We start from the raw sequence: 1,396 nt of genomic DNA, 5'->3' as shown, positions 1-1,396 counted from the left end.
GGCCCGCAGGACGGCGCCGGCGATGGCCAGCAGCGGGCTGACATGCCCCGCCGTGCCGCCGCCGGCCAGGACCACAGAGGGATCGGAAGTGTTCATGGTGTTGCGGAAGTACCTTCTGCTCGGCTGCTGGTGGTCTGGGTTGGGGTCAGCGGTTCCCGGCCGGCGCTTGCTGCCGCCACCGGCCCAGGAGTCCCCCGGACTTCTTCCGGCCGGGCACATCGGTCCGGGCAAAGGACAAGAGTACACCGACGGCGGCCAGGGTGACCGTCAGCGCGGAGCCGCCGTAGGAGATGAACGGCAGGGGCACTCCGATCACCGGAAGCAGGCCGGTGACCACCGCGATGTTCACGAACGCCTGGCCGATGATCCACACCATGATGGAACCGGCGAGGATGCGCACGAAGAGGGAATCCTGGCGCATCACGGTGCGCACCAGGGCAATGGCCAGGACGCCGAACAGCGCCAGGATGACGGTGGTGCCGAGCAGGCCCAGCTCTTCGCCGATGATGGCGAAAATGTAGTCGTTGTGGGCTTCCGGAATCCAGTTGTATTTTTGCCGGCTCTGTCCCAGTCCCACGCCCCACCAGCCGCCGGAGGCGAGTGCGAAGAGCCCGTTGCATGACTGCATGTTCAGCCCGGTCGTCGCTTCACAGCTCTGGTCCGTCCACATGAGGATGCGGCCCATGCGGTTGGGGCTGACCACCACGAGCAGCAGCACCAGCGCGCCGGCCCCCAGTCCGGCCACGCCGAACAGCTTCAGCGGTGCGCCGGCGAAAAACAGTCCGCCGGCGATGATGAGCATCAGGATCATCGCGGTGCCCAGGTCGTTGCCGAGCAGCACCGGGCCGACCACGAGGAGGGCACCGGGCACGACCACCGGGATCAGCAGGTGCTTCCATTGGCCCAGCAGCCGCTCCTTGGCCGCCAGCACCGTTGCCATCCACAGGGACATGCCCAGCTTGGCCACTTCCGACGGCTGCAGGGAAACGTTGCCGGGGAAATGGATCCAGTTGCGGTTGCCGCCGACGGATTCGCCCAGCGGGGTAAACACCAGCAGCAGCAGGAGCACCGACACCGCGAGGCCTGGCCAGGCGAGCTTCCGGTAGGTGGAGACCTTCCACCGCGAGAGGACCAGCATCGCGGTGACCCCCAGGCCGGCGAACACGGCCTGCCGGATGAACAGGCTGAACGGCGAGGTTTCATCGGCGATCGATTCCACCGCGGACGACGACAGCACCATCAGCAGGCCGATGGCCGTCAGGGCCAGCGCGGAGCCCAGGATCAGGTAGTAGCTGGCCCCGCTGGACCGCGTGCCGGTGCCCTGGATGCGGTCCAGCAGGTCGGTGCCTCGCTGCCGGAGCTCGCGCAACCGGCCTTCGGGGGCGGGCTTCGTGCC

General features: G+C 67.9%; 1 protein-coding gene. It reads right to left on the bottom strand.

Features of this window, described 5'->3' with window-relative positions; all coding sequences use genetic code 11:
* Window positions 1–145: 145 nt before the first annotated feature.
* A partial coding sequence (gene ftsW / locus AC5RUJ_RS16370) for a putative lipid II flippase FtsW (protein WP_494156259.1) occupies window positions 146–1,396 on the bottom strand: 1,251 nt, incomplete at its 5' end.

Source organism: Arthrobacter sp. Y3223164, assembly GCF_059091005.1.
This window is presented reverse-complemented; position numbering and strand designations above follow the sequence as displayed.